This window comes from Paraburkholderia sp. TE9906 (assembly GCF_056279605.1).
Genome location: NZ_JBWCCT010000005.1, coordinates 196,111 through 223,077 on the forward strand (window position 1 = coordinate 196,111; position 26,967 = coordinate 223,077).

Genomic DNA, 26,967 nt, shown 5'->3' on the forward strand with positions numbered 1-26,967 from the left:
ATGGGAGCACGCGCCCATATTTACGAAGGCGACCGCACCACCGCGCGCGGGACCGTGGCCGATGGCATCGATGGCACTGGCTACAACGGACGCAGGATGGGCTATATCGGCGCACCCGTGACCTGTCCGGCCTGTGGCACGACCGACAGGATTGGCCGTAACGGCGAGCGCTTCGACCAGGACTGGTACGGCCAGGTGCCCGCGCTGGAGGGTGACTTCTGCCTGTGCGCCTGCAATCCGAAACCCCGCCTGCTTGCCTCGCAGTACGAATGGACAGTTGACTGACAGGAGGCTGGATGAATTTTCGCTGGAACCCGCAGTTCCCGTCCGAGCGGATGTCATACGAGCCGTTATCCATCTGGTTCTATCTCGTGCTGTACTTGATTGTGGAGGGTTTCGCCCTCGCCCTGGTGGTGCCTGGCCTGCCGAAGTACGGCTCCATACCCTGGGACAGAGTCCTGCATTACGCGGTTGCGGTGCCGTTCTTCTGCTGGCTGGCACTGAGTTGTGTTGTGTACTGGTTTGCGTATGACATCCCGGCGACGCAGGCCGCGGAACATAACTCGGCACGCTGGCACCAGATAACCGGCTGGCAGCAGCAAAGCCGCCTGGGCATGGCGGTGCTCGACAGCGTGATCCTCACGCCCGAGCCGGACCTGGCCGAGCGCATGCTGGCACTCGAAGGCACACCGCCCGAGAATCCCGGCAAGGTGATGGCGCTGGAAAGCATCGATGCGGCGGATGACGGCTCGCGTCTGAACCGCCTGCTGGATGCGCTGCTCACGCCGCTGGCCGCGAGGCTCGCGCAGGCGACGAAAGGCGGGTCATTCGAGATCGTGATGCAGTGCGATCACGAGGCGCTGTCCAGCGAGGTTCTGGCAGCCTGGGGCAGGCTGGAGCTACCGGGCAAACCGCTGGTGCGGTGGCTGGATAACGGTCGCGACGTTGGCTTTGCGGACAGGTGGTTCGAGAGCGAGGCCCGCTCCTATGGCCGGTACGTACAGGACAGGATGCCGAAGTACCGTCTGCTGTTGGCCTGGCATCTGAACAAAAGCGGGCCGGACGCTGAACATAGGGACTCCGAAGCAGCGGTGGCACTGCTGCTGGGATCGCCTGCACTCATGGTCGAGAAGCCGGAGCTGAAGCGTCAGGCGTGGCTGCTGCGGCAGATTGCCGGCGACGCCGATCAGGCGGACAGACTGCTTGCCTCGCTGCTCAAGGCCGAACAGGTGCCCAGCGAGCGTATCCGTCACTTCTGGCACAGCGGACTCAAGGGGCTGGCACAGCATGCCACGCTTGGCGCTGTGAGGGAGTCGGGCCTGAAGGCGGAAGCGCACGCACTCGATCCCGCCATCGGCCCGCAGGCGCCCGTGGCGCGCTGGGTGATTCAGGCGCTGGCCGCGAAGATGGCCCATTTCGGCCAGGGGCCACAGCTCATTGCACTGCCCCACGAGCAGGGTGTCGCGCTGAATCTGGTGGTGAAGGAACCGGCGCCGGTGGACGTGCCATGGAAAGAGGAATACGGCTACAAGCCGCTATTGGGTCCTGAATTCGGCGTACTCACGTCGTTCTGGGTGGTCAGCATGCTGCTGTTACCGGACGAGGGCTGGAGTACAACGGACACGCTCGTTACGTGTCTCACCATCCTTTTCATGCTGATGTCTTTCATCATCCGTCATCCTGGACTTATCTCACGGATGGCGGAATCGACAGCGGAGTTTGTGGCGAGCATTATTGGTTGATAAAAAGGACACCTGATCCGCAAGGTGGCGGCGACCGATGCGCCGGTCTTCATCGCGGGCGAGTCCGGCACCGGCAAGGAGTTGACCGCCGCCGCGATCCACACGCGCTCGCCGCGCCGCAATGCGCCGTTCGTCGCCATCAATTGCGGATCGATTCCCACGCATTTGCTGCAATCGGAATTGTTCGGCTACGAGCGCGGCGCGTTCACCGGCGCGAATCAGCGGCGCATAGGGCGTGTCGAAAGCGCGAACGGCGGCACGCTGTTTCCCGATGAAATTGGCGACCTGCCGTACGAGAGCCAGGCGAGCCTGCTGCGTTTCCTGCAGGAGCGCACGATCGAGCGCCTCGGCGGCCGGGCGCCGATCGACGTCGACGTGCGCATCATCTGCGCCACGCATGTGGATATGGAGGCCGCGATCGACGCCGGCCGGTTCCGCGCGGACCTCTACCATCGTCTGTGCGTGTTGCGGCTCGACGAGCCGCCGCTGCGCACGCGCGGCAAGGACATCGAACTGCTCGCGCTGTATGCGCTCGACCGCTACCGGAATGACGCGAGCCGACGACTGTACGGCTTTTCGCCCGACGCAATTGCGGCGATGCATGGATACGAGTGGCCCGGCAACGTGCGCGAGCTGATCAACCGGGTGCGGCGCGCGATTGTGATGTCGGAGGGCCGCACGATTACCGCAGCCGATCTCGAACTCCCCACGTACGCCGTCCCGGCTCCGCTGACGCTCGCTCATGCGCGCGAAGCCGCCGAGCGGCAGGCGATCGAACTGGCGCTGCTGCGCCATCGCGGCCGCCCAGGCGACGCCGCGCGCGAACTGAGCATTTCGCGCGCGACGCTGTATCGGTTACTGGCCGCGCACGGCATGCGTGATATCGACGTGGGCGTGGCTCGGGAGGGAGATCTATCGTCAGATTGGAGATGCTAACGCATACGTGCCGGTAAACAGGTTGATAAGTCGACCTTATCAATTCGCTTGACAACATTTTCAGCCACATTGGCACGATGCAACGGCTGAAAAAGAGAAGCGCTTCGGCGAATCTGCGCCGAACCGCTTCTAGCGCCACCTGCTTGTCGCGCATCTGCGCGGCCGGTTGCGCCGCGCGGTGAAGCAGATCGTCAGCGCCTTGAACATGGAACGCCTCGCGCCGCCGTCCGCTCATGAGCACGCGCGCCACGCTTCACATTTTCAGGTCGATGCGTCCGTAGACTCCGTTTGTTTCGTCATTCGGCCCGGCGGTGAAGAACAGTGTGTTGACCGGCTGATTGTCGAGCCCATTGCCGAACGCGATACCCCACAAGCCGTTTTGTGAGAACGCCGAGCCGTTCGGCAGATTGATCGAGCCGTGCGGCTGGCCGCTCGCGGGATCGAATGCGTTGATCGTTCCGTCGCCGAAGTTGCCGATCAGCACGTCACCGCTGAAGTGGCCGAAATTGGCCGGCGCCTGCGTGACGCCCCACGGCGCGTTCAGCGCGCCCGCCGAAGCGAAGCGCTGCATCAGATTACCCGCCGTATCGAAGACATCGACGAAACCCAGGCCGGCACCGTCGACGTTGTCGTGCGCGTCGGCATCCTGTTTCGCGTATGTCACGAAGATCTTCGCACCGATCGCCTGAATGCCGAACGGCGCGAATCCGGCGGGCAACGTCGAGTCCTGAAACTTGCCCGGCATCGCCACCTTCGCGAAGCTGCGGTCGAACACGTCGATCCTGTTGTTGTGAAAGTCGGTCGCATAAAGGAAGTTGGCGCCGCCGTTGTTCGCCAGCGCGAGTCCTTTGTAGACCGCGCTGTCATTGCCGCCGTCGAACACGACGAATGCGACGGTAGGCGCGACTGCGGGCGCCCACGCGGTGATCGTGCCGCCTTCACCCGCGAAGATGAATGCGGCGACGCCGGTTTTGCCGCCTTGCGTGACGTTGAAATCGCTGGTGCCGTTGAACACGATGCCGGTCGGATTGGCAGATCCGGCAGTTCCATTCGGAATACTGACGACAAGCGATTGCGGCGTGCCGTTGCCGTCATACAAGGTCGCCACCGACGTGGCGTTGTTGGCCACCCAGACGAAGCCCTTCGGGTTGAACGCGACGCCCCACGCGTTTTTGAGGTTGGAGTCCGTGTGCGCCGCCGCGACGGAGCCGTCGGACACCAGCATCGTCGAAACAAACGATTGCGGGGTGAGCGAATCGGAACTCCCTCCGCACGCGACAAGACTCGTCAACGCTGCGCCGCCCACGACGGCGCCCAATACCTTAAGCACGGACTTCATGGCTGCTCCTCTCTGATGACCGATGGTCATTGCGCCTATTGAACGCATTGCGTCGCGGCTTTATTCCCTGGCTCGAAGGGATTTTTGAATGGCATTGGCGAGGCGTTGGCGCAAGCAGCGCGAGTTGCGGTTGTCCGCCGATTGCATCGGCTTATCAGACTCCGCATGTGGTTCGAATGTTTGGCTCGCATGCATACTCGGGCGCCGCGTTCGGTGCGGCGGAACCGGCGGCGCGGAGCTGTCTTCGCTGTCTCGAACCACTCGGCGTGCACGCGGAGAAAACACCTTTCGTCGACGACTTCGACGCGCAATATGAACGACGCGGTCGCTGGCGGTGTGCATGGCACAGGTTGGTCAGTGCCGCCGGATTGTCGGATGAATCGCAGCATCACGCCGTTGATATCGCCTCGACGTCCACGATCGCCTGTGCAAAAAAAACTTGACGCAGCGCGCTCAGCGTTTATAGTTCACCATATGGTGAAGTCTCCAGTCAGTCAACTCGATCGTACGTTTTCCGCCCTCGTGGACCCTACGCGGCGGGCCATCCTCGCGCGTCTCGAGCGTGAGCCCGGCCTGTCGGTGACGGAAATCGCGCGTCCGCTGCCGCTCAAGCTGCCGGCGGTCATGAAGCATCTCGACGTGCTGAGCGAGGCGGGTCTGATCGCTCGCACGAAGAGCGGCCGAACCGTGTCGGTCGAACTCGTCGCCGCGCCGATGGAAGAGGTGATGGCCTGGCTGCGACGCTACGAACGTTTCTGGTCCGCGAGTCTCGACCGGCTCGCCGATTTTGTCGAAGGGGAAGAGCAATGATGGAAGAGAAGCCCAGCCTGACGATCGTGCGGCGCCTGAAGGCGCCGCCGGCGAAGGTCTACGCGGCATGGACGCGTCCCGAGTTGATGGCGCGCTGGTGGGGACCCGACGCCGGGCCGGTGCTGAGCGCCGAAGCGGATCCACGCGTGGGCGGCCGCTTTCGCGTGGTGTTTCAGACGCTGGATGGCGAAACGCACGACTGCCGCGGCGAATACCAGCAGGTCGAGGCTGATCGCAAGCTCGTCTTCACGTGGCAGTGGGTCACGCTGCCCGAGCGGCGCTCTCTCGTGACGATCCAGTTTCGACCGATCGAAGCAGGCACCGAAATGACGTTCACGCACGCGCAATTCTTCGACGAAGCCGCGCGCGACGGTCACCAGGCCGGCTGGAGCGGCGCGTTCGAGAAGCTGGACAGTCTCATCACCGAACTGGAAAGCACGGTCGATAGCGATTGAATCTATCGCTCGCCAAACCCGCACGATGGCTTTTGTTGCGGACGGGCGCCCGCAAGCGTGCCGTCATGCGAAGTATTTCGTTTGCGAATTGAAGGTAGCGGAGCCTGACCTTTAGCCGGCGCGTTTTTTTGCGAAGGTTTCGGCCCGTCATGCCTTGGCGAAAACCATGGCAAATGCGGTAACAACCGGGAGTCACCATGAGCTTCATCTTTGCCCTGCTCCAAAAGGTCAGCGACCTCTTTGCGTCACCCCATCTGCCGCTGGATTCGGACTACTCGTTCGAAGCGCGTAGCCGCGAATCGAAGCGCATGCGTAAAGCACTCGCTACGTTGTTCCGCATCGAGCAGAGCGACAAGAACTAGTTGAACCGGCCCTGGCGCGGACCACCGCGTAAGGAAGCGCAGTGCAGGTGCGCAACGTCGGTCACCCCCCCACGATGTCAATGCATACCGAGGTGGAACATGAAGCTCTACTATGCTGAAACGCTCGCGCCCCGCAAGGCATGCGCGGTTGCCAAATACTTAGGGATGCAAATCGACTATGTGTTCGTCGATCTGCGAAAGGGCGAGCAAACGCGTCCCGACTATCTCGCGATCAATCCGAACGGCAAGGTGCCGAGCCTCGTCGACGGTGAGAAAAATCTCTGGGAAGCCGATGCGATCCTCTGCCATCTCGCGCAGCGTGCGGAATCCGGACTCTGGCCGCGCAGCGCGCAGCAGCAGATCGATGTGGTGCGCTGGCTGAGCTGGAACAGCCAGCATCTCTACCGGCAGGGAGGCTCGCTTTATTTCGAGCATCTGGTCAAGCCGTGGATCGGCCTCGGCGAGCCCGAGCCGTCGACGGTCGCGCAAGCGCAGGGATTTTTCCGCCAGCACGCGAGCCTGCTCGATCAGCATCTCAAGGGCCGTAAGTGGCTGCTCGGCAACGACCTGTCGATCGCGGATTTTTCCGTTGCGGTGACGTTGCCGTACGCGAAAAGCGCTGCGATGCCAGTGGACGAATTTCCGGAGGTACAACGCTGGCACGACCAGTTGAACGCATTCGACGCATGGCGCAACCCGTTTCCCGCGCGGCCCGCGCACACTGTGACACAAGCATGACGGCCGGATCATGTGCTGCGCGATCCTCGCGCTGACGATGACCTTGCTGACCGGCTGGCGAAGCGTCTCGCGCACGCTCGACGGCCGCAGCGCACGCGTGCGCCGGACGGCGATCGTGGTCATCGCAATCGGCGCGGCGGCCGGCTCCGCGACGGCGACGGATCGGTTCGCGGTGGAGGGCCGGGCGCCGTCGCGGCTCACGCGACTCGACGGCATGCCGATTTGCGGTGGGCATTTCATCCGGTAGCGGCAGGGGCTGCCGCGTCGCAAAAGCAGGGGTCTTGCACAGCGCGCAGTGCGAAAACCGCAAGGCTCTGTTCGAGCGCGGCTCCCGAACTCAAACACATCTCGCCGAATTGCCGTATCGTACGAACTCACGCGTCTGGTTGCGGATCGAGGGGACGTCATGGCACTTTCGTCGAAAAACGATGGACGTCGCGTCGCCAGGCGCCGGTTTCTGCGCGCGGCAAGCAGCGCTGCAATCGGCTTGCCGGTTTCGCTTTCGCTGCCCCGGCCGGCAGCGGCGCAATTGCAAACTCAGCCGCAGTCCCAATTCCAATCCGAACCCGCCACGCCGCTGCCGCGCATGACGCAACGCGTGATTCCCGCCACGGGCGAACGTCTGCCGGTGGTGGGCTGTGGCACCTGGCGCACCTTCGATGTCGGCGACGACCCCGCTGCGCGCGCGCGACTCGCCGACGTGCTGCGCATCCTGTTCGAAGCAGGCGGCTCGGTAATCGACTCGTCGCCGATGTACGGCTCGTCGGAAGTCGTCGCCGGCGCGCTGCTCACGCAACTCGGCGCGCACGGCAAAGCCTTCGTCGCCACCAAAGTCTGGACCGATGGGCGCGAGGCGGGCATCGCACAGATGGAAGAATCGCTACGCCGCTTTCAGCAGCCGCGCGTCGATCTGATGCAGGTTCATAACCTGCTCGACTGGCGCACGCAACTCGCGACGCTGCGCGACTGGAAAGCGCGCGGCCGGATTCGCTATATCGGCATCACGCACTACACCTCGAGTGCATTCGGCGAAGTGGTGTCCGTGATGCGCGGCGAAAAGCCCGACTTCGTGCAGATCAACTACGCGGCCGACGACCGCACCGCCGAAGAACGCGTCCTGCCGCTCGCGGCGGAGCTGGGCATCGGCGTCGTGATCAATCAACCGTTCGGCGGCGGGGGCTTGCTCGCGCGCGTCGCCAAAACGCCGTTGCCCGCATGGGCGGCGGAAATCGGCTGCACGAGTTGGGCGCAGATTCTGCTGAAGTTCGTGCTCGCGCATCCGGCGGTAACGGTGGTGATTCCGGGCACAGGCCGTCCGCAATACATGGCCGACAATGTGCGAGCCGGTTCGGGTCCGTTGCCCGACAAGGCGATGCGGGCACGGATTGTCGCGGCGGTGAACGGCTAACGAGCGGAACACAGTGGAGCGCCGCTTCCGGCTAATCCGGCCGTGAACTCAATAGCTAGTTAAAATTAAATCCCATTCGAATGGCTATTGGCAATGGCGACGCGCCTTAGCACAATCGTGCGGCAGAGAAAAATAAAATTTCCCGTAGTAAATCTCTAAATCGCGTTTGCGGACGCGTTTAACTCCGCCGATTACCTCTTCCATTCGAAGTGCATACGAAAAGCACGTTCGCAGGAAAGATTGTGAAAGGAAGTTGACACGGGAACGTTTGCCAAACTAGGCTACGCACTGTCGTCCAAATCGATCTCGCTATGTTCACCTGCCCGCAGACGTAGGTGTGGCTTCGTTTCGCCGGTCGGTCAGGCGTCGCATGGATGTCTTGTAAAGCGATTCAGGCAGTTGATTTGAAAGCATTGTAATAAAAACGGTGTGCAATTAAAAAATCAGCCACAAGTGCTGAGGCGTCAACACGTCTATTCATTCTCACTAGCAATTCGGTGCTAGTGCGGGAGACCTTTTTCGCTGAAAAACAGAGAAACACAGCTGAAGTACTCAACGCACTTTCTTTAAGCCGATATTGTCAGTCGAGGATTAAAATGCGTATAAATTTCCGATTGCAGATACAGTGCCTGACGCTAGCCGGAATCGTGGTTCTGGCGGGCTGCGGCGGCAGTGACGGCTCGTCCGCCTTGTCGAGCAAGTCCGCGCAGGCGCCGGCAGCCGCGTCCGAACCTGCGCTCACACCGCCGGCCGCGCCCCCCGTCGCGAACACATCGATCGACAAGACCGTGCCGCCAGTCGAATTGCCCGACACGGTCACACCGGTCAACTACAAGCTGTGGTTCCGGCCGAACCCGGCGCTGTCTTCGTTCGATGGCCGCGCGGATGTGCAGATCAAGGTGCTGAAGGCGGTCAACGCGATTACGATCGCTGGTCATCGCGTCAAATTCACCAACGGCACGATCACGCTTCAGCCGGGCAACATCCAGTTGATCGCCACGCCGCAGGACGACGGCGATTTCTACCAGCTGCGTCCGGTGAGCGGCCAGATCGCCGCAGGCAACTACTCGCTGCACATGGAGTGGAGCGGCATCATCAACTTCAAGACCTATGACGACCCGGTGGCGAAAACCGGTGGCAGTTGCGGCGACGATCCCTACCCGGGATGCTCGGCGGCCGAGGGCGTGTTCCGCGTCGATTTGAAATCGACTGACGGCACCACGAGCGGCGCGATTCTCACGCAAGGCGAATCGAACCTCGCGCGTCAATGGTTCCCGGGCTGGGACGAACCGGCTTTCCGTCCCACCTACGAGGTGAGCGCGGAAGTCCCGCAGAACTGGAACGTCGTCTCGAACGCGGCCGAGAAACCGGCGGTGAACGTGGATAGCGGCTACAAGCTGGTGTCGTTCGAAAAGACGCCGCCGATGCCGTCGTATCTGCTCTTTTTCGGCGGCGGCCAGTTCGACATTCTCGAAGACGATTTCACGAGCCCGCTGCCCGACGGCAAAGGCCTGCATCTGCGCATCTTCACGCCGCCCGGCATGCGCGACTGGGCGAAGCCCGCGATGCAGCAGACCAAGCAGGCGCTCGACTACTACTACCGCTACACCGGCATCGCGCTGCCGCTCACCAAGTTCGACACGATCGCGGCCAACGACGCGTTCAAGGAGCAGAAGGACCTGAACTTCGGCGGCATGGAGAACTGGGGGGCGATTCTCGAATTCGCCGACGACATCCTGCCGGCGCCGGGCACCACGATGTCCGACTACGGCGTGACCGTGCTGACGCACGAAGCCGCGCACCAGTGGTTCGGCGATCTGGTTACGCTCGACTGGTGGGACGACGTGTGGCTCAACGAATCGTTCGCGACGTTCTTCGAGAACAAGACCAAGGTGCGCTTCTTCCCGGACCGCTTCAGCTGGGTCGACGACGTGAAGAACAAGTATGCGGTGATCAACGCCGATCTGAAGTCCACCGCGTTCCCGGTGCAGCCGAACTTCAACGGCTGGGCGTCGAACGACTTCGTGCTGAGCGCAAGCGCGTTCACGTACGACAAGGGCGGCCACGTGCTGAAGATGATCGAGAACTACCTCGGCGAGGAAACGATGCGCAAAGGCTTGCAGTCGTATCTGGCCGACTACTCGCTCGGCAACGTCACGCCGAAGCGCCTGTGGGACGAACTGGCGAAAGCGAGCGGCGAGCCGATGGTGGCGATCGGCGACAGCTTCGTGCGGCAAACCGGCGTGCCGCTGATCTCGCTCGACACGCAGTGCGATCTGACGACGAACCAGACCGTGGTTACGCTGAAACAGTCACCGTTCCCGAATCAGAACGCGTATCCGGGCACCCAGTGGACCATTCCGTTGACGCTCGCTTATGGCGACGGGCTGACCTCGCGCAAGACGGTCGCGATGAAGGACATGCAAACCCAGGTCCGTCTGAACGGCTGTTCCGCGGTGCTTGCCGATCCGAGCGGGCTCGACTACTACGTGACCAACTACAGCAACAACGCGTGGAGCCAGTTGCTCGCGCAGGGAAGCGCGCTGCAGGATCCGGTGCTGCTGGCCAGTCTGCAACTCGAAGCGAAGCTGCTGGTGACCAACGGACTGGCTGACCCGTCGCGGCAAACCAGCATCGGCTCGCTGAGTCCGGCGGTTACGCCGCTCGCGCGTCAGTTGCTGAGCACCGTGCCGACGACGCAGTCGCTGCGTCCGGCGATCCGCTATCAGGGCAAGCTCAAGCAGAAGCAGCAGACGCAGTGACATAGTGGATGGCAGTGAGGCGGCCCGCATCGCAGGATCCTGCGATGTGGGCCGTTTTTTTTCGAGTGTGGCTGCACGACCCAGGAATAAAACCGGCGCGACGCCAGTCATGCCTCATGAACCGAGTCGCAAAGGCCGCCGCGCGATCGCGCGTTGCGCCTGCGAATCCTTATCGTGAGGTCACCATGTCGTCACATCATCCAATTGATCCGGCGCGTCGCGGCGCGCTGAAATGTCTTGCGTTCGGCGGCCTGGGCACCGTGTTCATGCTGGCGGGCGGCGTGCTCACGCCGGTGGAGCTGGCGCTCGCCGCCGACGGTAAAACACCCGCGGCCGCCAAGGGCACGCCGCTCTTCCTGCAGATCAGCGACACGCATATCGGCTTCAACAAGGAAGCCAATCCGGACGTGGCGGGCACGCTGAAGCAGACCATCGAGTTCGTCAACGCAATGCCGCTCAAGCCCGCGCTGGTCATCCATACCGGCGACATCACGCATCTGTCGAAAGCGTCGGAGTTCGATCTCGCGGCGCAGCTGATGTCGGGCCTGAGCGTCACCGAGCTGCACACCGTGCCCGGCGAGCACGATGTGACGGACGGCCCCGGCACCGAATACTTCAGCCGTTTCGGCCAGGCGTCGGATAACAGGGGCTATTACAGCTTCGACCATCAGGGCGTGCATTTCGTCGGCCTCGTCAACGTGATGCACTTCAAGCCGAACGGCCTCGGCGGTCTCGGCGACGAGCAGCTCGCCTGGCTCGAAAACGATCTCAAGGGGCGCTCGTCGAGCACGCCGATCGTCGTGTTCGCACACATGCCGATGTGGACCATCTACGAGCCGTGGGGCTGGGGCACCGGCGATGCCGGCGCGGCGATGAGCTATCTGAAGCGCTTCGGCTCGGTGACGGTGCTCAACGGCCACATTCATCAGATCGTATCGAAGGTGGAAGGCAACATCACCTTCCATACCGCGCGTTCAACGGCCTATCCGCAACCGAGCGCCGGCATCGGCGAGGGCCCCGGGCCGCTGAAAGTGGCCAGCGACCAGCTTCCCAGGATGCTCGGCGTCACCAGCATCAGCATCGCGCACCATCCGCTGAAGGCGACGCTGGCCGATGTGACGCTGGTTTGAGACTCAATTCTTCGCAAGCACGGAAATCACTTAGGAGATCAGTCATGCAAACTAATCGGCCAGGCCGCGCGCTTTCGATTCTGTTCGGCAGCGCCGCGTTGATCGTGGCATCGGCCGGGTTTTATGCGGCGCATGCCGAAACGCCCGGCGCGGTGGTCATCAAGAACTTCATGTTTTCGCCGATGGCGCTCACGGTCAAGGCCGGTTCGACCGTGACCTGGAAGAACCTGGATGGCGAGCCGCATACGGTCGTCAACGATGCCGGCATGTTCCGTTCCGCGGCGCTCGATCAGAACGACTCGTATCAGTTCAAGTTCGACAAACCCGGTGTCTACCACGTGTTTTGCGGCATTCATCCGAACATGAAAGAGACGATCACCGTGCAATGACCGCCGCGAGTGAGAGGCGGTGCGTTCAGGCCGTATGCAGCTCGCTGAGGCGGCAAAGCAGAATGCCGTAGCCGGTCAGATGGCCGAGATACACGCTCGTGAAGACGCTGGAACCAGGCAGGTCTTCGATCAGATGCCGCAGCTCTTCCATGTGCAGCGGCGGCATCGGCAACGGCGGCCGTTCTTCGCGCAGGTCCGCCGCTTCGGCGAGTTGCCGGTGCGCCGCGACGAGCTTGCCGAGGCGTTCAAGGAAGGCTTCGCGCCACGGCGCATCGAGTGCCGCGAACTGATCGTGGAAGGTGTTCATGGTCTCCAGAAAGTTGACGAGCGAATCGAACACTTCCTGGTAGCACGCGAACAGGGGCAGCCGGGCTTGATTGCGGTTCAGATGCGGCGAGACCCACGCCTGCTCGATATCCGTTTTCAGCAGCTGGTGCGCCTGTTTGAGGTTGGTGCTCAGCGCGCGCAGTTTGGCGGTTACGGGTTTGATCTGCGCGCGGTCCAGTTTTCCGGCGGCCAGTTGCGCAAAAGCGTCGGTGGACTGCTCGTTGCCCTCGTTCACGAGCGTGTTGGCCCAGTAGCCGTGATCGGGCGGAAAGGCCACCTGCTGGAGGATGAAGCCGAGCAGCATGCCCAGTACCACGCCGATCAGGCGCTGTTCGAGCAAGGGAAGATGTTCGCCGGTGTAGAGCACGAGCGTCATCGGCACGGTGACGCTGGTCATCTGGAACAGCGACGGCCTCAGTCCGACAATGCCGAAGATCACCACCGGCAGCAGTAACGCGCCCAGCCAGAGGTGGGGCGCGGTCAGCCAGATCAGCAAGGTGCCCAGCGGCATGGCGACGACGTTGGACAACACGCGCTTGTAGAAATAGCTTCTGGCCGCCGAAATCGAGCTTCCCAGCGCCAGGGTGAGCATGGCCGAACCCGCGAGCGAGACGGCGGCGTCGGGATAACCGAGCAGCGAAGGGATGAAGAAGCCGATCCACAGGCCCAGCGTCAGCTTCGTGTATTTCGCCGTTTCGGACAAAGAGAAGCGCGCGAATGCGCGGCGAAACGGCGTGAGCGGCTTGTGGGTGTAGACGTTGGACATGTTGTTGGTGGACCGTTGACGTTAAGCCCGATGCGGTAACAGGTGGACGTGACCTTACCACTGCTCCCGCACTATTTTGGGACTCAGAACAGTAGCAGGTACGGTCCGAGGAAACGTGGCGTCCAACGCGTTTCAAACGTCTCGCGCGCGGCGCACTACGATGGTTGGATGGCGTGGTTGTTGCGTGACGGAGACCACGCAGGATGGCTGCGTTGCGGACCCTCGACAGACGCTTGCCGAGACGACAGCCCGGGATCGTCGGAGGGTCGCCCGCGCCATGCGCTCTTGTATCTTTTACCTGTTCAACGCTGCGAGCACGGCCTGTCGCAGCGGCATTTAAAGCGGCGGCGTCGTGTTGTCGACGGGGGAGGAGCGGCGTACATTCTTTCCTTGCATCGACCTTGCGACGTCGTGTGGCCGAAGTCTGATGATGGCTTGCGAGCCAGAAGTAGGACGTACTCCGGAGCAATTGCGATGGCTAAAGTTTCCGACTTGCCTCAATCCGAAGCAGAGGGCCGGGACCGCCGCTTCGACATCCGCGGCCCGCACCGGACGAATGCCTCGCCGCCCGGCTTCGGCCGTTTCACGCTCTGCGTGGCCGCTGCCGGCGCATTGGCGTGCGGCGTGCTGGCCACGGTCGCTTACGGCGTCTGGTTTAATCACGATCAGCAGGCGTATGCCGAGGCCATCGCGAGCGCGCGGCAGGCGTTTGGGATTCCCGTGTCGTCGCTCGTGGCGTCGGGAGCGGCGGGCGGACCGGTAAAATCCGTCGTGTTGCTGGAGCCGGCAGTGTCGCCGGCTGCGCCGGGCGCTGCTATGAGACACACGATGACGACTGCGCCGGCCGCATCGAGGCCGGTTACAAGCGAAGCCCTCGGGTCCGCCGCGCCTGCGCCGGCAATGACGGCGCCCGCCTCGAACTCACCCGCAACGATCACGCCGCCCGGCAGCCAGACGATCGCGAGCGACTCTTCAAGCAGTCCAACGTCTCCGGTACCGGTCGGCGAAGAGGGCAGCAGGCAGGCGGTCTGGTCGGGACAGGTCGCACGGGTGCCGCTCGAGCCTGCCGCCCCAGCCGTGCTCGCCGACGCCACCCCGCGTACGCCACCCCCATCGTCACCGTCACCCCGTCCGGCCCGCCGCGTTAGCACATTCGCCGACCCCGCCGCCCAACAGTCCGCAGCGGCACGCTCAGGCAGGCAGGCGCGGACCGCGCAAGCCGAGCGCCGCGCTTCAGCGCCCGACGCGACACACGAGGACAGCCTGTTCGCGCGAATCGGGCAGTTCTTTCGACGCGTGGACTACCGGCAACATGACAGCGGACGCCAGCAGCAAGACATCTACTCGCATCCCTGAGCCGCTCGGGAGCCGGCGCGCGGATCGTGAAGGCGTCCCGGCGATGCGCTTCAGACCAGGTCCCGCGACGCTCGCCGTGGCGTCGCTGCTGTGTCTGCTGATCGGCCTGCTGTATCTGGCGATGCAGATCAGGACGGTCTTTTCCGATCAGTTGAAGCAGGAGTACGCCGGGCTCGTGCTCGATGCGGCTGCCCATGCGCAAAGCGCGCTTGAACAGGCCGGCATGTGGCGGCAGACGTCGGGCGAGAGTCCCGCCGCCGCGCTGAACTACCGGCGCGCGCGCGCCGAACTCGCGCAACGCCTCACGTCGCTCGCGGCGCTGGTCAACGCGAGCCCGTCAACGGCGCCGCATATTCCGCCGGCGGCGTTCGGCGCGGACGCAAGCCTCGACGACACCGACACGTTACTGAGCAACGTATCGACCTATTGGCGCGTGCAACGCGACGCCGACAGCGCCGACGTGCGCGTGCGGATCACGCACGTCGCGCGTACGCTGATCGCGTTGGCGGCGCTGCTGTTCTGCATGCTGATCACGGCCTTGGGTATGTACGCCCGGCGCAATCGCCAGTTGGCGGGGCAGTCGCACGAGTTCGAGTACGCGTCGCTGCACGATTCGATGACCGGCCTGCCGAACCGGCGCAAACTGCTGGCGGAGCTCGACGAGGCTGCGACCCGGGGGCGCGCGGCGTCTACGGCTCACAGGCTTGCGATGCTGTACATCGATCTGGACGGCTTCAAGCAGGTCAACGATTCGCTCGGGCATCGCGCGGGCGATGATTTCCTGATCGCGGTGTCGAAATGCTTTCGCGAATCGGTGCGCAAGACCGATCTGGTCGCGCGGATCGGTGGCGACGAATTCGCGGTCCTCGTGCGCACGTTCGCGAGCGACGCGGAACTCGCCGAGATCGCCCGGCGGCTGATCGCGTGCGTGGTGCGCACCGACGAGCAGAGCGGCATCGGGGTAGTGCGCGCGAGCATCGGCATCGCGAGCTTTCCAGAACCGGTGGATGACTATCGCCGCCTCGTCGCCGCCGCCGACGACGCGATGTATCAGGTCAAGCGCAGCGGCAAGAATGGCTACGCATTCGTCGCACCGGCGGGACGGGCGGCTGCTTCGTGAGTTTGTTTCATGAGCTTTGCGGCGCAGTGGTGAGCGTTGCCTCGGAGGGCAGCTTCGCTCTGCGCTGGGCCAGTTCGTCGAGCACTTCCTGACGCCGCTCATCGGGCATGCCTTTCCATTCGCGGATTTCCGCGCGGGTGCGCAGGCAGCCGACGCAGAACCCCGACTTGCCGTCGATTCTGCAAATGTCGACGCACGGTGACTGGATTGTCATGTTCAGATCTTCACTTCCGGTGGATCGATGTCGATGGTCAGGCATGAACGCCCATCGGATCGTTATATCAATGCGTGATAGAAAGCGCGAGTCGCGGCGGCCCTGGCCGGCCGCAGCGTGATCGAGGTTGCCCATGGGCGACAGCCTCGACGCGCGTTCCAGATACCGCGAGGGCGACGAGTATATCCAATTCGCAAGTGAGGCGAACGCACGCGGGGTTTTGTTTCGTGTTAAAAAAACGTAGCCCGCCGATACGGCACGAGACGCCTCGGCGGGCTACGTTATTCCGGATTCATCCGCAGCGGAAGGGGCAATGTCCAGATATTCGTCGATGCGAGCCGTCGGGCGCATAAGCCGGGCCGTGGGGTTTGTCACTGTCGCGACGGCAGTGTTGGCAGCCTGTGCGCCGTTGTCGCCGGACGCGAGTCACGGCCTCGCCCAGCCGCAAAGCGCCGCTCAGTTCTCAGGCCAAAGCGCCGCGCAAGCCACGGCGCCGCAAGCGGCACGTTTCGCCGACGGCCCATTGCCCGTCCCGCCCAACCTGATCCCGTTGGCGCGGCCCGCGGGCCAGAAGCGCCTGACGTCCACGCCATACGGCCAGTCGTACTGGCCGCTCTCGCAGTACTTCGAGACACAGCGCAGCGAAAGCTGGTGTTCGGTCGCGGCCTCGGTCATGGTGCTCAACGCGTTGGCGGTTCGTCGTCCGGAGTCGAGCCTGTATCCGGACTTCCCGTTTTTTTCGCAGCAGGATTTCTTTCGCGGCATCGATCCCCAGGTGGCCGACCCCGCGCGGGTATCGAAAGAGGGCATGACGCTCGATCAACTCAGCGCGGTGCTACGCACGTTCCCGCTCGACGTCACGACGTGGCACGCGAGCGACATGACGCTCGATCAGTTCCGCGAGCGGATTCGTGACACCACGGTTCGTCAGGATCGTTTTGCGCTGCTGAACTTCCGGCGCGTGGAGATCGGCGAGAAGGGTGGCGGGCACTGGTCGCCGCTTGCCGCTTACGACGCCGCGAGCGATAGCGCGCTGCTGCTCGATGTCGCGCGGTACAAGTATCCGGCCGTGTGGGTGCCGGTCGCGCAACTGTACGCGGGCGCGCTGGCGGTCGACAATGTGAGCGGCCTGTCGCGGGGACTGGTGATCGTCAGCGGGGGCGCGCACTGAGGCGCACGCTGCGTCCTCGATACGACGAACGAAAAGCGCGCCGCAGCGCGCATTGCTTGCCGAATCCGTCGCACCCGCTACGCCTCGCGACGTATCACGCGCTGCGCGTCATCTCCCCGGCGACGTTCGCAAAACTTTCCTCCACGCGAGCCCTGCGCGGGCCGGTAGCGACAGCCGCGCCGCTCGCCGCGCGTCCCCGAACGGCTGTCTTGCGAACACGCGCATCGCGCAGCGCCGGCCTTGCATCGACGAGTTGCGCATACAGCGCCAGATAGTTCGCAGTCGACGCATCCCAGCCAGATTCGCGGTTCATCGCATTACGCTGCAACGCGTGCCACGACGACGGCTGCCCGAACGCCGTCAACGCACGTCCGAGCGCATGCGCCACGTGCTCCGGCGTCTCGCCGTCGAACAGAAAGCCGGTTGCGCGATCCTCGTCACGGCCGTCTTGCGGCGCGTAATCGACGATCGTATCGGCGAGTCCGCCCACGCGCGACGCCACCGGAATCGTGCCGTAGCGCATCGCATAGAGTTGCGTCAGCCCGCACGGCTCGAAGCGGCTGCCGTGCAGCAGGATATCCGCGCCCGCATGCAGCATGTGGGCGCGCCGCTCGTCGTAGCCGATCTGCACGCCCGAGGCGTCCCGGCCACGCGGCAGACAAGGCCTGCACCGCCTGTTCGAGATCGCGCTCGCCCTGGCCGAGAATCGCGAATTGCAGCCGCGCATGCCGTTCGAGCAAGGTCGGCAACGCGCGCACGACCACATCGGCGAGCTTCTGGTCGGTGAGCCGGCTGCCGATGGCGACGAGCGGTGCGAACGGCTCGCGCGTGAGGCCGAATGCCTGCTGCAGTTCGCGCTTGCAGGCCTGCTTGCCGGCGGTGTCGTCGACACCATAGCGGCGTGCGATGGTCGCGTCGGTGGCCGGATTCCAGTTCGCCGTATCGATGCCGTTGACGATGCCCGACAGCTTGCCGGCTTGCGCCTGCAGCACGCCTTCCATGCCGTACCCGAAGCGCGGCGTCAGAATCTCGCGGGCGTAGCGCTGGCTCACGGTCGTCACGCGATCCGCATGCACGATGCCGGCTTTCATCATGCTCAGCGAGCCGTAGAACTCGATGCTGCGCTCATCGGACAGGGCCGGCGCGAGCAGTTCGGGCGGTATGCCGATCCAGCCACCCATCGCGAGTGGATGGTTGCCCTGGAACGCGAGGTTGTGAATCGTGAAGACGCTTTTTGCGGCCACGCCGGCAAGCCGCATATAGAGCGGCGTGAGTCCCGCATGCCAATCGTGCGCGTGCACGATGTCGGGGCGCTTCACGTGGCGCACGCCGCGCGCCACGCGCGTCGCGGCGGCCGCGAGCGAGGCGAAGCGCGTGAGGTTGTCGAGGTAGTCGCGGCCTTGCGGATCGCGGTACAGGCCTTCGCGGGCGAACAGGTGATCCATCTGCAGGAGCAGGACCGGCACGGCGGTGTCGGGCATCCGGCCGCGCAGGAGTTTCGCGTCGCCGCCGGGCAGGCCGGTCATGCGCGCGATGGGCGTGACGTCGAGCGCGCGTTCGAGCGCGGCGGGATACGCGGGCATCAGGATCGAGACGTCGGCGCCGGCATCGCGCAACGCGGCGGCGTAGGCGCTGACCATATCGCCGAGGCCGCCGGATTCGGCGAGCGGCAAGGCTTCCGAAGCGACGAGAAGAACGTTGAGCGACAAGTTGGCCCCCGGAGGTGGGATTTTTGCACTTGCACAGTGCGAGGCGGTTCGCAAGCGCGAAGCATCAGCAAGGGGTGTGCCTGTCGTTTTACGTTTTTGAAGCGTGCCGGAGCCGGTTTGTGTTGCAGTGCGCAGCGACTGGGAAAGGCGCGGTTTGCATCAACGCGGATGTCGTACGCTGGGCGTTTTTTTCATTCATGTGTAGATTTGACTTTGGTGCACGGGCGCTCCGTTTGCGCGCGGGACGCTCACATGAATGTGCGGGACATAAAACAGTGAAGGGGTTGCCGCTGACGCGGGCAACCCCTTCGAGCACTCAGACTGAACGAAGCCGGTACGCGCTCAGTGCACCGATGCGTGCGTCTGTTCGACCGGCCGCGGCTGGGTCACCGCGCTCACCACCACGAACACGACCACGTTCACGGCCAACGCAAGGAAGCCGATGTTGACGTCTTTCAGCGTGTCGGGGAGGAACGGCAGCAACTGGCCGACGCTCCAGTGCAGCGTGGTCGTCAGCGTGACCACCGCCACGCCGGCCAGGATCCCGCAGAACGCGCCCTGTTTGGTCGCGCGGTTATGCGGGAACAGGCTGCAGATCACCGCGGGGAAAAGCTGGGTGACGAAGCTATAGCCCATCAGCAGCAACGCGACGATGGTCTCGCCGCCGTTCAGCGTGAAGCCGACCGCGACCAGCGCCACCAGCGGCACGAGGAAGCGCGCGAGCAACGCGACCGAGGCGTCCGATGCGTTGCGGTTCACCATGCCGCGATAGACGTCGTTGGCGAGCAGCGTCGATGCCGAAGTCAGGATCATCGAGCCCGGCACCAGCGCGGTCAGAATGCCGGCCGCGCCGATCACGCCGACGAACCACGGGTCGAAGGTCTGCAACGACAGGCGGAACAGCGACAGGTCGATGTCGCCGCCTTTGAGGCCCGGCACCCGCAGCGTCGCCGCGAAGCCGACGAAGAACACGAACAGCAGGATCAGCTGATACAGCGGCAGCACCATCGCGTTGCGGCGGAAGATGCGTTCGTCCTTCGCGGTGAAGATCGAGCCGAACGTGTGCGGCCACATGAAGAAGCCGAGCGCCGTCAGCAGCACGGTCGACTGGAACCACGTCACGCTCGAGCCGCGCGCCGGGAAGGCGAGGAAGCCGGGGCGGGCGGCGTCGATCGCGCGGAACATGTCGCCCAGACCGCCGTAGTAGTGCAGCGGCAGGTAGATGCCGAGGAACAGCACGATCGCGAGGATCAGCAGGTCCTTCACGACCGAGTTCCACGCGGAGCCGCGCACGCCCGAGACGATCACGTAGGCGGTCACGACCGCGGCGCCGATCCACACGGCCGCCGTCGACGAAATCGCGCCATACGACGCCGTCGCGACGATGATGCCGAGCCCCTTCAGTTGCAGCACGAGGTACGGAATCAGCGCGGCCACGCCCACGAGTGCGACCAGCGTGCCGAGTGCGGGGCTCTCGTATTTGCGCGTGAAGAAGTGCGGTTGCGACACGAGGCGGTGCTTCTTCGCGTAACGCCAGATCGGCGGCAGCATCCAGTACGAGAGGATGTACGCGAGCGTGCCGTACGCAAGAATGTAGTAGACCGGTGCGCCCTTGCCGTACGCGAAGCCGCTGCCGCCGAGGAAGGTGAAGGTCGTGTAGATCTCGCCCGCCATCAGCAGGAACACGAAGGCGGTGCCGAAGCTGCGGCCGCCCACGCTCCACTGTTCGAGGTTCATGTCGTGGCCGCGCCGCGCGCGTACGCCGAGATAGAGGGCGAACAGCGTGACGGCCGCGATGATGACGAGTGCGCTCATGAGCGTACCTCCTCGGCCTCGGCCACGAAGTTGCGGTTGGCCGGGTCCAGACGGTAGACGAGCGCCATCAGGATCGAGCTCAGCACCACCCACATGACGATCCAGGCCAGCACGAAGGGCATGCCGAGCACCAGCGGCTCGACGCGATTCACAAACGGGACGCCGAGCAGGATGCCGATGAACGGCAACGCGGCGAGTACACGAAGCAACATGGGGGCAACTCCTCGAACCGGTTGAGTACGTCTCGTTGAAAGTGCGGCTTCGCTGAGGACTGTATGCCGGATACTTTGGTTACGTAAAGGTGGTCAAAAAAGTGTAGGCTTTCTGAAAGTTGCGGATGCATCTTTCGGCCGGCGCTTGTTGCGCTGCAAGGCGCTGCGCAGACGGCGGCGCGCCGCGCGATACCTCGTGTTGTGAGGCTTTTTGCGGCCGGGCTGGCGCGCCGCGATATGATTCTCGCCACGCAGTGCGAGCATGGTCCGGATCGCGCATGACGCTCCGGCTTCATCAACATGACGCGGCGCTCCGGGTGCGCGGGCAGAACGTCCGGCCACCGGGAGCTGCCGCCCGACACGGGTCGCATATGGTCGCCAGTCTGATCTCGGACATTCTGTTTGGCTTTACCGGGCTGATCAGCATCATTAATCCGATCGGCATTGCTTTCGTGTTCCTCGACCGGACCGCGGCGCTGACCACCGAAGAGCGCACCGCGCTCGCGCGGAAAATCGCCATCAACGTGGTGTGCGTGCTGCTGGTGGCGTTCTTCATCGGCACGCCGATCCTGCATTTCTTCGGCATCTCGATGGAGGCGTTGCGCATCGGCGGCGGGCTCGCCGTGGCGGTCGGCGGCTGGCAGATGCTCAACGCACCGGACACGCAACCGGCCGAGCCGTCGGCCGTCAAGCGCGTCGATGCGGACAACGCGATGTCGAAGGCGTTCTTCCCGCTCACCATTCCGCTGACTACCGGGCCAGGCTCGATCGCCACCGCGGTCGCGCTGACCGCGAACCGCACGCACAAGCTGTCGGAGTTCGTGCTGTCCAGCATCGCGTCGGTGGTGATCTCGTTCGCGGTGGCCGCTACCGTTTATCTGATCTACAGCCGTGCGGTGATTTTTGCGAAGTATCTCGGCGTCGAAGGAACCAAGGTCGCGATGCGTGTATCTTCGTTTTTGCTGCTGTGCATCGGCGTGCAGATTATGCTGACTGGCTTCTCCGAATTCCTGATTCCGATTGCGACCTTGCAGCCGGTGGGCAAGTAGTGTGGAGCGGGTGATGGGGTGTGCCGGGGAGGTGGGTTGTGGCTGAGAGCAAGTGTCTTGCATGGGACCAGGGCAAGCGCTAAAGGGCTAACTCTGATCTGGTCGATAGCAATGTCTTGCATGGGACCAGAGTAAGCGCTGAAGCGCTAACTCTGGTCGACCGCAAGTGTCTTGCATGGGACCAGAGTAAGCGCTGAAGCGCTAACTCTGGTCGACAAAGGAGAGCATTCATGTGTCGCTGGCTCGCTTATACCGGCAATCCGCTTCAACTCGAAACGGTGCTGTTCAACGCCAAACATTCGCTCATCGACCAGAGCCTGCATTCCCGGCTCGGCCACACCACCACGAATGGCGACGGCTTCGGAATCGGCTGGTACGGGCATCCCACCGACATCCCGTTTCGCTACCGCTGCATCCAGCCCGCATGGAGCGACCGCAATCTGCGCGAAGCCGCCCGGGCGATTCGGGCGCCGATGTTCGTCGCGCACATTCGCGCGGCGACCGATACGCCGTCCCAGGAAACCAACTGTCATCCGTTCCGTCATGGCCGCTGGTTATTCGCGCACAACGGTCTGGTGCGCAACTATCCGGCGGTGCGCCGCGATCTGATGGTCGCGATCGACGCCGACCTGTTTCCGTCCATCGAAGGATCGACCGATTCCGAAGTGCTGTTCTTTCTCGCGCTGAGCTTCGGCCTGGAGTTGGCGCCCGTCACCGCGCTGGAACGGATGGTCGCGTTCGTCGAGGCGACCGGCCAGAAGCACGGCGTCGATGAACCGCTGAACATGACGGTGTGCGCGACCGACGGGGAGCAGGTCGTCGCCGTGCGCTATTCGAGCGAAGGGCAATCGCGGTCGCTATTTCACAGCACGTCGTTTCGTCACCTGCTGGAACTCTATCCCGACGATCCGCGCATCAAGGCGGCCGGCGAGAATGCGTTCCTGGTGTTGTCGGAGCCGCTCGCGGACTTGCCCGGCTGGTGGCAGGAGATTCCCGAAAGCACGGCGGTGGTCGCGCGCGGCGGCGAGATCGAGCACTATCCGTTCAAGCCGCAACTGGCCTGAGCGGCGTAGCGGGGATGGCGTTCACAACCATACAAACCACGGTGCGCGAGGGCGCCGATGGCCCGCAACGAGGAGCGCGTGCGTTGCATCGCCGCGCCGCGATCCCTCATGCAGGATTGCGTGGACCGACCTCGAGACGACCATGACACCTCAGATAGAAGCGTTCTACGATGTCACCACCGGCACCTTCACGTACGTGGTCCACGCGGGCGACGGTTCGGCCTGCGCGGTGATCGATCCGGTGCTCGACTATGACCCGAAGTCCGGCCGCACGTCGACGGCTTGCGCCGAACGTGTCGTCGCGTTCGTGCGGGAGCATGGCTTGCGCGTGGTGTGGCTGCTGGAAACGCATGCGCATGCCGATCACCTGTCGGCAGCGCCTTATCTGAAGGAGACGCTGGGCGGCCGGATTGCGATCGGCGCGAGCATTCGCATCGTGCAGGGCGTGTTCAGGCGCATCTTCAATCTCGGCGAGGATCTGCCGACCGATGGCCGTCAGTTCGATTATCTGTTCTCTGCCGGCGAGCGCTTCAGCATCGGCGAACTGAGCGGCGAAGCGCTGCACGTGCCGGGCCATACGCCCGCTGACATGGCCTACCGGATCGGCGATGCGGTGTTCGTCGGCGATACGCTGTTCATGCCGGACCTCGGCTCGGCGCGCTGCGATTTTCCGGGCGGCGATGCGCATACGCTGTACGAGTCCGTGCGCAAGCTGCTGACGTTGCCGCCGGACACACGGCTGTGCATGTGCCACGATTACCCGCCGCCGTCGCGCGAGCCGCGCTGGCAAACCACCGTGGCCGAGCAGCGCCGCGACAACATCCATCTGAACGACGCGGTGAGCGCGGCCGAATTCGTCGCGATGCGCACCGCGCGCGATTGCACGCTCGGCATGCCGACACTGATCCTGCCGGCGATCCAGGTCAACATTCGCGCGGGCGCGTTGCCGGAGCCGGAAGACAACGGCGTGCGCTATCTGAAGATTCCGTTGAACGCGTTCTGAGGCGGCGGTGAAGGCGCGCGGCTCAGCGCGTCAGCAGCATCGAGCTCAGCACCGAGAACACGATCGACGGCAATTCGGCGAGACGGCTCACCACCACGTTGCGCGGATAGAAGTCCTCGACCGCGTCGGTCAGCACGCCGACGCCTACCAGTTCGATGCCGCGCTTGCCGATCGCCGCCACGCGTTCGCGCAGATCGCGGCGCAACACCCGCGGGTCGCCATCGCCGGTCGATGGATAGCCGTCGGAAAACACCATCAGGATGCGCCGCGCGGCCTGATGATCGGCGAGCCGCGTCGCGGCCCACGCGAGCGCTTCACCGTCCGGGTTTTCGTGACCGCAGTCGATCGCGGTGATCCCGCTCAGATCCGTCGCGCCAAAACGTTTGTACACCTTCAGATCGAGCCGCTCGACAAAGCGGTTATAGCGCCGCAGATCCGCGCCGGCAGCAAGCTGACGCTCGTAGAGCGCGCGCATCGGCGCGGATTCGAGCGAACAATAGCCGAGCACTTCGCAATCGAACGACAACTGCGTGAGCGCGTCGCATAGCGCGCTCGCACACAGGCGCGCGAGTTCGATCTTGCGCCCGGCCATCGAACCGCTGCGGTCGATCAGCAGCGTCACCGCGACGTCGCGCCCCTTGGCCGCGCGCTGCGTGCGAAACGGCGTGCGGTAGCCGGGCGAGGTCGCGAGCCTGGCCAGCGCGGTGCGGTCGATTTCGCCGCGCTCCTGCTCGCGGCGCCAGCGGATGCGTTCGTCGGCGCTCAGCGCGCGTTCGAGTTTCTCCTTCAGCGGCGCGGTGTCCGCGCGGGCTTGCGCGCGCAGCGCGCGCCACGCGGCGCTGTCGCCCTGGCCCGTGAGGTCGGCGATCACATCGAATTCGGTCGCGAGCGGGATCGACAGCGTGGCTGGCGAGGCATGAGTAGCCGCCGTGCCCGCTGCGCCGTCGGCGTGGCTGGACGGCTCTTGCGCGTCGGCGAGCGATTGCCCCATGCCGGTCGCGTCATCGGCCTGCACGCCACCGCTTCGCTCGGCGGGCGGCGCGGCCGCGTTGTCGTGATCGGGCAGGACGGTGTCGTCGTCGAAGGACAAGGGCGCGGCCTCGGCCTGGGCCGTTTCCGTATCGATGTCCTCGACCGGATCGGCGGTGAACATCATGCTGTTCACGTCGCCTGCCGACAAGGCCCGTACGCGTGCCACCAGGGCTTGCGCCGTCGCGATGCTCCGCGCGGTCGAGCCGCTCGCGCGCGCCTCCTGCAGCAGATCCTGCGCGGCATGCAGCGCGGCCAGCAGCGAATGGCTCGCTTCGATGCGGCTCGGCGGTTCGTCCCACAGCGCGCGCTCGATCAGCCACACGAGCCGCTCGCGCCAATGCAATTGCGGCCAGCGTTGCGCGACCCGCCCGGCGGCATGTGCGCGGAGCTTGCCGATGAACCAGTGCGCGCCAGGATATTCGTCGAGCAGTTGGCCGCACACGCGACGGTCTTCGATCACCTGGGCGAGATTCGACACGACGCCCGTGGGCAATGCGTCGAGCTGCGCGAGCGACGCATGCTTCGCGCGCGCCACCAGCAGATCCAGATAGCCGATCAGCACGTCGCGTTCGACGCCGCCGTTCAGCTCATAGTCTGGAATCACGATGCGGCCGGGTTCGACGCGCGGCCCATCGGGGCTGAACACGACCGTCACGCCGTATTGCCCGGTGAGCACGCGGGCCACCTTGCCGAGCGTCGATTCGAACGCGAAGCCGCGCGTGTCGCGTGGGGCGCCTGGCAGGTGCGTTCTCGCGTTCATGCGTGCGCTCCCGCTCAGCCGGCCGGTGCGATGTGGTGGCGAACGATGCCGCGAATCAGCGCGGCGTCCTCGGGGCTCACCTTCGCGTAGATGGCCGGCGCGGCGGCGCGTTCGGGGTCGCCGGTGCGCAGCATCAGCTCGGCCCAGTCGAGCAGGCGGCGCGTCGAGAACGCGCTCGACAGGTCCTCGCGGGCGAACGCCGCGCGGCAGTCGGCGGCGACCGCGGCGAGCGTCGTGGCGAGTGCGCGCGTCATATTCGGCGCTAGCGTTCGCATCAGCACGTCGGCTTCTTCGGCGGGCGTCAGATAGTCGAGCAGGTACACACGCCAGCGATCGAGAAACGCCTCGTTCATCAGATTCGCGCCCTGATACAGATGGCGGAACTGACTCATCGCGCCCACTGCGTTCGCCGTCGCGAAAAGCCGGAACGAGGGATGCGGCGCGACGATCTCGTTGCCCTTCTCCTTCAGCACGAGGCGGCCATGCGGTTCGAGCACGGCGGTGAGGGCGGCGAGAATCGACGGCTCGGCAAAATCGATTTCGTCGACGATCAGCCACAGGCCGTCGCGCATCGCCGTGGGCAGCACGCCGTCGACCCACAAGGTCTCGCCGCCCTTGACGGTCCAGAAGCCGACGAAATCGCCGACCGTGGTCTGCCCGTTCATGTTCGAGCGCAACACGCCGTGACGCGAGCGCGCCGCGATCTGTTCGATCAGGCTGGTTTTGCCCGCGCCGGTGTGGCCGATCAGCATCACGCGGCGATTCTCGGCAATGTCCTGGATGATGTCGTTAAAGCGCGCCGGAAACAGATAGGCGGGATTGACCGGCGGCACCAGCGCACTGCCGACGCCGCACGGCACCTCGACCTCGGCAATACGCACGGTCTCGCCGGTGCCTTCGCGCGGCAGTTCCCTCGCCGCCGACATCAGCGCCGCGACCCGCCGCAACTCCGGCATGAAGGCGATGCGCGCGTTTGCAGCGGAATCGTTTGCGGTATCGTCCGCGTCGATCGCGAAGCCTTCACGGCGCCATTTCTTTAGCTTCGCGCGCAGATTTTCCGCGTCGACCACCAGATCGATATCCACCGTACCCGTGCCGTCGGCATCGTCGGCACCATGTTCGAGGCGATAGGTTTCGGGCCGGTCGGCCAGGCTGACGCGCCACCATTCCGCGCCGGTTTCCGTCACGCGTTGGTAGAGGCCAAGGTGTTCGTCCTCATTGTCGTATTCGGTCAGTTCGGGCGCGTCGTTCATGGCGAGGAAGAATGGTCGATAAACGGAAATGTATTTCGATTTGGC

At 64.2% G+C, this 26,967-nt stretch carries 24 protein-coding genes and 2 pseudogenes; 18 read left to right on the top strand and 8 right to left on the bottom strand.

What is annotated here, in order from left to right; genetic code table 11:
* The 3 genes and pseudogenes from ACZ9H4_RS14945 to ACZ9H4_RS14955 form a co-directional block, all read left to right on the top strand.
* Positions 1-285 (top strand): PAAR domain-containing protein, encoded by a 285-nt coding sequence (locus ACZ9H4_RS14945; RefSeq protein WP_476119369.1) that lies wholly within the window; start codon positions 1-3, stop codon positions 283-285.
* A gap of 11 nt (positions 286-296) precedes the next feature.
* The gene (locus ACZ9H4_RS14950) at positions 297-1,742 is read left to right on the top strand and encodes a hypothetical protein (protein ID WP_476119371.1); all 1,446 of its coding nucleotides are present in this window, start codon (positions 297-299) and stop codon (positions 1,740-1,742) included.
* 15 nt (positions 1,743-1,757) lie between these two features.
* Positions 1,758-2,678 (top strand): annotated as a pseudogene (locus tag ACZ9H4_RS14955) (sigma-54 interaction domain-containing protein); the annotation flags it as partial.
* A gap of 253 nt (positions 2,679-2,931) precedes the next feature.
* Here ACZ9H4_RS14955 and ACZ9H4_RS14960 read toward each other — a convergent pair.
* Positions 2,932-4,017, bottom strand: coding sequence for a TIGR03118 family protein (locus tag ACZ9H4_RS14960; protein ID WP_408325228.1), 1,086 nt, complete (start codon positions 4,015-4,017; stop codon positions 2,932-2,934).
* A gap of 474 nt (positions 4,018-4,491) precedes the next feature.
* On the opposite strand from ACZ9H4_RS14960, the gene ACZ9H4_RS14965 reads away from it, so the two are divergent.
* The 9 genes from ACZ9H4_RS14965 to ACZ9H4_RS15005 all read left to right on the top strand — a co-directional run bounded on the left by ACZ9H4_RS14965 (position 4,492) and on the right by ACZ9H4_RS15005 (position 12,071).
* Positions 4,492-4,827 (top strand): ArsR/SmtB family transcription factor, encoded by a 336-nt coding sequence (locus ACZ9H4_RS14965; protein ID WP_408150121.1) that lies wholly within the window; start codon positions 4,492-4,494, stop codon positions 4,825-4,827.
* Positions 4,827-5,282, top strand: coding sequence for an SRPBCC family protein (locus ACZ9H4_RS14970; protein ID WP_408153326.1), 456 nt, complete (start codon positions 4,827-4,829; stop codon positions 5,280-5,282). Before ACZ9H4_RS14965 ends, ACZ9H4_RS14970 begins: the two co-directional genes overlap by 1 nt.
* Positions 5,283-5,479: 197 nt before the next feature.
* Entirely contained in the window at positions 5,480-5,644 is a 165-nt protein-coding gene (locus ACZ9H4_RS14975) for a hypothetical protein (RefSeq protein ID WP_408148188.1), read from the top strand.
* A 99-nt stretch (positions 5,645-5,743) separates the two neighbouring features.
* Positions 5,744-6,382 carry a glutathione S-transferase family protein gene (locus tag ACZ9H4_RS14980; protein ID WP_476119374.1) on the top strand — a complete coding sequence of 213 codons (639 nt, stop codon included), beginning with the start codon at positions 5,744-5,746 and terminating at the stop codon, positions 6,380-6,382.
* A gap of 37 nt (positions 6,383-6,419) precedes the next feature.
* Positions 6,420-6,629, top strand: coding sequence for a hypothetical protein (locus ACZ9H4_RS14985; RefSeq protein ID WP_408148184.1), 210 nt, complete (start codon positions 6,420-6,422; stop codon positions 6,627-6,629).
* A gap of 159 nt (positions 6,630-6,788) precedes the next feature.
* Positions 6,789-7,790: an aldo/keto reductase gene (locus tag ACZ9H4_RS14990; RefSeq protein WP_476119377.1), complete on the top strand. Its 1,002-nt coding sequence runs from the start codon at positions 6,789-6,791 to the stop codon at positions 7,788-7,790.
* 596 nt (positions 7,791-8,386) lie between these two features.
* Positions 8,387-10,552 (top strand): M1 family metallopeptidase, encoded by a 2,166-nt coding sequence (locus tag ACZ9H4_RS14995; protein ID WP_476119379.1) that lies wholly within the window; start codon positions 8,387-8,389, stop codon positions 10,550-10,552.
* Positions 10,553-10,737: 185 nt separating this feature from the next.
* On the top strand, positions 10,738-11,682 hold the full coding sequence (locus ACZ9H4_RS15000) for a metallophosphoesterase family protein (protein ID WP_408148178.1): 945 nt from the start codon (positions 10,738-10,740) through the stop codon (positions 11,680-11,682).
* Positions 11,683-11,726: 44 nt separating this feature from the next.
* Positions 11,727-12,071 (top strand): cupredoxin domain-containing protein, encoded by a 345-nt coding sequence (locus ACZ9H4_RS15005; RefSeq protein ID WP_408153282.1) that lies wholly within the window; start codon positions 11,727-11,729, stop codon positions 12,069-12,071.
* Between the two features lie 25 nt (positions 12,072-12,096).
* Here the strand turns inward: ACZ9H4_RS15005 and ACZ9H4_RS15010 are convergent, their stop codons facing one another.
* Positions 12,097-13,164 (bottom strand): aromatic acid exporter family protein, encoded by a 1,068-nt coding sequence (locus tag ACZ9H4_RS15010; protein WP_476119382.1) that lies wholly within the window; start codon positions 13,162-13,164, stop codon positions 12,097-12,099.
* Between the two features lie 474 nt (positions 13,165-13,638).
* Between ACZ9H4_RS15010 and ACZ9H4_RS15015 the strand changes: the two genes are divergently transcribed.
* Together ACZ9H4_RS15015 and ACZ9H4_RS15020 are read left to right on the top strand one after the other, a co-directional pair.
* Positions 13,639-14,520 carry a hypothetical protein gene (locus tag ACZ9H4_RS15015; protein ID WP_476119384.1) on the top strand — a complete coding sequence of 294 codons (882 nt, stop codon included), beginning with the start codon at positions 13,639-13,641 and terminating at the stop codon, positions 14,518-14,520.
* Positions 14,477-15,640, top strand: a complete 1,164-nt coding sequence (locus ACZ9H4_RS15020; RefSeq protein WP_408148171.1) for a diguanylate cyclase domain-containing protein — start codon at positions 14,477-14,479, stop codon at positions 15,638-15,640. The genes ACZ9H4_RS15015 and ACZ9H4_RS15020 overlap by 44 nt, the downstream gene beginning before the upstream one ends.
* A 7-nt stretch (positions 15,641-15,647) precedes the next feature.
* Here ACZ9H4_RS15020 and ACZ9H4_RS15025 read toward each other — a convergent pair whose 3' ends face one another.
* A complete protein-coding gene (locus ACZ9H4_RS15025) occupies positions 15,648-15,989 on the bottom strand; it encodes a DUF1289 domain-containing protein (protein ID WP_476119386.1) in 342 nt (113 codons plus the stop codon).
* Between the two features lie 226 nt (positions 15,990-16,215).
* Between ACZ9H4_RS15025 and ACZ9H4_RS15030 the strand changes: the two genes are divergently transcribed.
* The gene (locus tag ACZ9H4_RS15030) at positions 16,216-17,025 is read left to right on the top strand and encodes a phytochelatin synthase family protein (RefSeq protein ID WP_476119388.1); all 810 of its coding nucleotides are present in this window, start codon (positions 16,216-16,218) and stop codon (positions 17,023-17,025) included.
* A 94-nt stretch (positions 17,026-17,119) separates the two neighbouring features.
* Here the strand turns inward: ACZ9H4_RS15030 and glgA are convergent.
* The 3 genes and pseudogenes from glgA to ACZ9H4_RS15045 all read right to left on the bottom strand — a co-directional run bounded on the left by glgA (position 17,120) and on the right by ACZ9H4_RS15045 (position 20,761).
* Positions 17,120-18,734: pseudogene (gene glgA / locus ACZ9H4_RS15035) on the bottom strand (glycogen synthase GlgA).
* A gap of 342 nt (positions 18,735-19,076) precedes the next feature.
* Positions 19,077-20,549 carry a sodium:solute symporter family protein gene (locus tag ACZ9H4_RS15040; protein WP_408148163.1) on the bottom strand — a complete coding sequence of 491 codons (1,473 nt, stop codon included), beginning with the start codon at positions 20,547-20,549 and terminating at the stop codon, positions 19,077-19,079.
* Entirely contained in the window at positions 20,546-20,761 is a 216-nt protein-coding gene (locus ACZ9H4_RS15045; protein ID WP_408148161.1) for a DUF3311 domain-containing protein, read from the bottom strand. Before ACZ9H4_RS15045 ends, ACZ9H4_RS15040 begins: the two co-directional genes overlap by 4 nt.
* A 371-nt stretch (positions 20,762-21,132) precedes the next feature.
* On the opposite strand from ACZ9H4_RS15045, the gene ACZ9H4_RS15050 reads away from it, so the two are divergent.
* From ACZ9H4_RS15050 to ACZ9H4_RS15060, 3 genes are all read left to right on the top strand, one after another.
* Complete coding sequence (locus ACZ9H4_RS15050; protein ID WP_408148159.1) at positions 21,133-21,810, top strand: MarC family protein; 678 nt, start codon at positions 21,133-21,135, stop codon at positions 21,808-21,810.
* Positions 21,811-22,040: 230 nt separating this feature from the next.
* On the top strand, positions 22,041-22,874 hold the full coding sequence (locus ACZ9H4_RS15055; protein WP_408148157.1) for a class II glutamine amidotransferase: 834 nt from the start codon (positions 22,041-22,043) through the stop codon (positions 22,872-22,874).
* 142 nt (positions 22,875-23,016) lie between these two features.
* On the top strand, positions 23,017-23,877 hold the full coding sequence (locus ACZ9H4_RS15060; protein ID WP_476119391.1) for an MBL fold metallo-hydrolase: 861 nt from the start codon (positions 23,017-23,019) through the stop codon (positions 23,875-23,877).
* Between the two features lie 22 nt (positions 23,878-23,899).
* Here the strand turns inward: ACZ9H4_RS15060 and ACZ9H4_RS15065 are convergent, their stop codons facing one another.
* Both ACZ9H4_RS15065 and ACZ9H4_RS15070 read right to left on the bottom strand, forming a co-directional pair.
* Positions 23,900-25,669: a cobaltochelatase CobT-related protein gene (locus ACZ9H4_RS15065; protein ID WP_476119393.1), complete on the bottom strand. Its 1,770-nt coding sequence runs from the start codon at positions 25,667-25,669 to the stop codon at positions 23,900-23,902.
* 14 nt (positions 25,670-25,683) lie between these two features.
* Positions 25,684-26,922 carry an AAA family ATPase gene (locus tag ACZ9H4_RS15070; RefSeq protein WP_476119395.1) on the bottom strand — a complete coding sequence of 413 codons (1,239 nt, stop codon included), beginning with the start codon at positions 26,920-26,922 and terminating at the stop codon, positions 25,684-25,686.
* Positions 26,923-26,967: the final 45 nt, after the last annotated feature.

What these genes read in the sequence shown, in the direction of transcription:
- ACZ9H4_RS15005 (WP_408153282.1), top strand. Translation starts at nt 11,727, where the DNA reads ATGCAAACTAATCGGCCAGGCCGCGCGCTTTCGATTCTGTTCGGCAGC.
- ACZ9H4_RS15055 (WP_408148157.1), top strand. Translation starts at nt 22,041, where the DNA reads ATGTGTCGCTGGCTCGCTTATACCGGCAATCCGCTTCAACTCGAAACG.
- ACZ9H4_RS15010 (WP_476119382.1), bottom strand. Translation starts at nt 13,164, where the DNA reads ATGTCCAACGTCTACACCCACAAGCCGCTCACGCCGTTTCGCCGCGCA.
- ACZ9H4_RS14980 (WP_476119374.1), top strand. Translation starts at nt 5,744, where the DNA reads ATGAAGCTCTACTATGCTGAAACGCTCGCGCCCCGCAAGGCATGCGCG.
- ACZ9H4_RS14945 (WP_476119369.1), top strand. Translation starts at nt 1, where the DNA reads ATGGGAGCACGCGCCCATATTTACGAAGGCGACCGCACCACCGCGCGC.
- ACZ9H4_RS15025 (WP_476119386.1), bottom strand. Translation starts at nt 15,989, where the DNA reads ATGGGCAACCTCGATCACGCTGCGGCCGGCCAGGGCCGCCGCGACTCG.
- ACZ9H4_RS14985 (WP_408148184.1), top strand. Translation starts at nt 6,420, where the DNA reads ATGACCTTGCTGACCGGCTGGCGAAGCGTCTCGCGCACGCTCGACGGC.
- ACZ9H4_RS15015 (WP_476119384.1), top strand. Translation starts at nt 13,639, where the DNA reads ATGGCTAAAGTTTCCGACTTGCCTCAATCCGAAGCAGAGGGCCGGGAC.
- ACZ9H4_RS15070 (WP_476119395.1), bottom strand. Translation starts at nt 26,922, where the DNA reads ATGAACGACGCGCCCGAACTGACCGAATACGACAATGAGGACGAACAC.
- ACZ9H4_RS15045 (WP_408148161.1), bottom strand. Translation starts at nt 20,761, where the DNA reads ATGTTGCTTCGTGTACTCGCCGCGTTGCCGTTCATCGGCATCCTGCTC.
- ACZ9H4_RS14965 (WP_408150121.1), top strand. Translation starts at nt 4,492, where the DNA reads ATGGTGAAGTCTCCAGTCAGTCAACTCGATCGTACGTTTTCCGCCCTC.
- ACZ9H4_RS15060 (WP_476119391.1), top strand. Translation starts at nt 23,017, where the DNA reads ATGACACCTCAGATAGAAGCGTTCTACGATGTCACCACCGGCACCTTC.
- ACZ9H4_RS15065 (WP_476119393.1), bottom strand. Translation starts at nt 25,669, where the DNA reads ATGAACGCGAGAACGCACCTGCCAGGCGCCCCACGCGACACGCGCGGC.
- ACZ9H4_RS14990 (WP_476119377.1), top strand. Translation starts at nt 6,789, where the DNA reads ATGGCACTTTCGTCGAAAAACGATGGACGTCGCGTCGCCAGGCGCCGG.
- ACZ9H4_RS14975 (WP_408148188.1), top strand. Translation starts at nt 5,480, where the DNA reads ATGAGCTTCATCTTTGCCCTGCTCCAAAAGGTCAGCGACCTCTTTGCG.
- ACZ9H4_RS14970 (WP_408153326.1), top strand. Translation starts at nt 4,827, where the DNA reads ATGGAAGAGAAGCCCAGCCTGACGATCGTGCGGCGCCTGAAGGCGCCG.
- ACZ9H4_RS15020 (WP_408148171.1), top strand. Translation starts at nt 14,477, where the DNA reads ATGACAGCGGACGCCAGCAGCAAGACATCTACTCGCATCCCTGAGCCG.
- ACZ9H4_RS15000 (WP_408148178.1), top strand. Translation starts at nt 10,738, where the DNA reads ATGTCGTCACATCATCCAATTGATCCGGCGCGTCGCGGCGCGCTGAAA.
- ACZ9H4_RS14995 (WP_476119379.1), top strand. Translation starts at nt 8,387, where the DNA reads ATGCGTATAAATTTCCGATTGCAGATACAGTGCCTGACGCTAGCCGGA.
- ACZ9H4_RS14950 (WP_476119371.1), top strand. Translation starts at nt 297, where the DNA reads ATGAATTTTCGCTGGAACCCGCAGTTCCCGTCCGAGCGGATGTCATAC.
- ACZ9H4_RS14960 (WP_408325228.1), bottom strand. Translation starts at nt 4,017, where the DNA reads ATGAAGTCCGTGCTTAAGGTATTGGGCGCCGTCGTGGGCGGCGCAGCG.
- ACZ9H4_RS15050 (WP_408148159.1), top strand. Translation starts at nt 21,133, where the DNA reads ATGGTCGCCAGTCTGATCTCGGACATTCTGTTTGGCTTTACCGGGCTG.
- ACZ9H4_RS15040 (WP_408148163.1), bottom strand. Translation starts at nt 20,549, where the DNA reads ATGAGCGCACTCGTCATCATCGCGGCCGTCACGCTGTTCGCCCTCTAT.